2 protein-coding genes are annotated in these 1925 nt (G+C 59.9%); both read right to left on the reverse strand.

All coding sequences use genetic code 11. The features are described from left to right. Nucleotides 1-415: 415 nt before the first annotated feature. Nucleotides 416-1771: a short-chain fatty acid transporter gene (locus tag O7R11_RS14895; protein WP_337998326.1), complete on the reverse strand. Its 1356-nt coding sequence runs from the start codon at nt 1769-1771 to the stop codon at nt 416-418. Nucleotides 1772-1841: 70 nt separating this feature from the next. Then, nucleotides 1842-1925: hypothetical protein (locus tag O7R11_RS14900; RefSeq protein WP_337998327.1), on the reverse strand; the 84-nt coding region annotated here is incomplete at its 5' end.

Below are 1925 nucleotides of genomic sequence, written 5' to 3' on the forward strand. Positions count from 1 at the left end.
CGCCACGCTCCGCGGACGGAATATCGAATCCAACGGATGCGTCTCTCGATCTTGCTCACTCATCTGATTTATTTCCTCATGCTTAGTCATGATCGTCTGGGTTGGAAAATTGCCTAATGAAGGAGCGGCGGAACCGCCCCCCTCCTGGGATATGGGGGGCGGCACCGACGCCCGTTCCGGGATCATGCGATTACCCGCCGGAATTCGGGGCGGGACCCCGCCCCCCGGGGAGAGGGGGCGGGGAGGCCGGGTAGAGGGCAGGGGGCCGCCACCCATCCCGGAACTGAAGAGCCTGCTGGATCAGAACTTTCGGAAGACTCCGTTCTCCCCGACGGCAGACTGTGGATTCTTCCGAAAGTCTATGGCTCCAAGCGTCCGTTTCTATTCACTGCTACTCGACAAGGCGTACCAGCCATCAGAAGAGGATGGCCCAGAGGTAAAGCCCAGGAATGGTGACGATCGCACACACGATCAGGACGATGATGCAGTAGCCCATGATGTCGCGGGCGGAAAGGCCGGCAACACCCAGGGCAGGCAGCGCCCAGAAGGGCTGGATCATGTTGGTCCAGGCATCGCCGTAGGCGAGAGCCTGTGCGGAGAGCGCGGCGCTGGCGCCGACGTGGAAAGCGCCGGGCATCACGATCGGGCCCTGAACCGCCCACTGCCCGCCGCCGGACGGAACGAAGAAGTTGACGATACCGGCGGAAAGATACGTGAACAGGGGATAGGTGTTGGGCGTGGAGATCGAGACGAAGAAGTTGGAGATCATCTGGGCAAGAGACTGGCCGCCCGGGGCATGGCTGATCATGATGCCCATGATGCCGGCATAGAAGGGGAACTGGATGATGATGCTGGCGGAACCCTTGGCGTTCTCGACGATCGCATCGACGTAGTTGCGCAGGTTTCCGTGCAGCAGCAGTCCGACGCTAAGGAAGATGAAGTTCACGGAGTTCAGGCTGAGGTTGAAGCCGTACTTCGCGAAATTGTAGACGATATACGCGAAGCACATGATGCAGAGAAGGCCCCAGATGATCTTGCTCTGCTCGATGCTGTCGGCAGGCACCTTCTTGGGGTGAACCTTCTCTTCCTCGGTAGCGAGAAGAGAGGGATCGACCAGAACGGTATTCTCTTCATCCGGATGCATCGCCGCGCAGACCAGGGCGATGGCGACGAGCATCACCCCTTCGATGATCAGGTTCATCGGGTGGAAGATCGTCTCGGTGACCGGGATCACGCCGTGGAGCAGGCCGCCGGACATCTTCTCAACCACGCCCGGTCCGGCAACCGACAGAGGAATCGAGCCGGAAATGCCGCCGTGCCATATGGAGAAGGCGGAGTAGGAGGAAGCGATGATCAGGCGGTAGTCCACCTTCACCCGGCGCGCGATTTCCTTCGCCAGCAGGGCGCCGGCGATGAGACCGAAGCCCCAGTTGAAGAACATGCAGATGCCGGAAATCAGAACGGTGATGATGATGGCGCTTCGCGGCGTGGTGGCAAGCCCGGCAATCGAGCCGAGGAACCGCTGGAAGGGCTTGGCGGTCGCCATGGCGCCGCCCAGCACCAGGATCAGGACCATCTGCATGGAGAAGGTCAGCAGGCCCCAGAAGCTTTTGTTGCTGCCCCAGTTCGCCAAGACGTCTACCGGGCCCTGCCCGGTGAAGACCAGTGCGCCGATGAAGACGACGAAGGTCAGAATGACCGCGAACAGGAACGCATCGGGAAGCCATCGATTGACGAGATTGACGCAACCATTTGTAATTTGTTTGAACATAATTTTCCCCTTTCTTGTGAGGTGCTAAGCTTTAGTTCTCTCCATTAGACCACTTCCACAGTTATTTTCGTTAGACCGCTTCGACGCACATTGCGACGCCCATGCCGCCGCCGATGCACAGGGTGGCGAGGCCCTTCTTGGCGTTGCGGCGGCG

Source organism: Oleispirillum naphthae, assembly GCA_027864655.1.
Classification (GTDB): domain Bacteria; phylum Pseudomonadota; class Alphaproteobacteria; order Rhodospirillales; family Rhodospirillaceae; genus Oleispirillum; species Oleispirillum naphthae.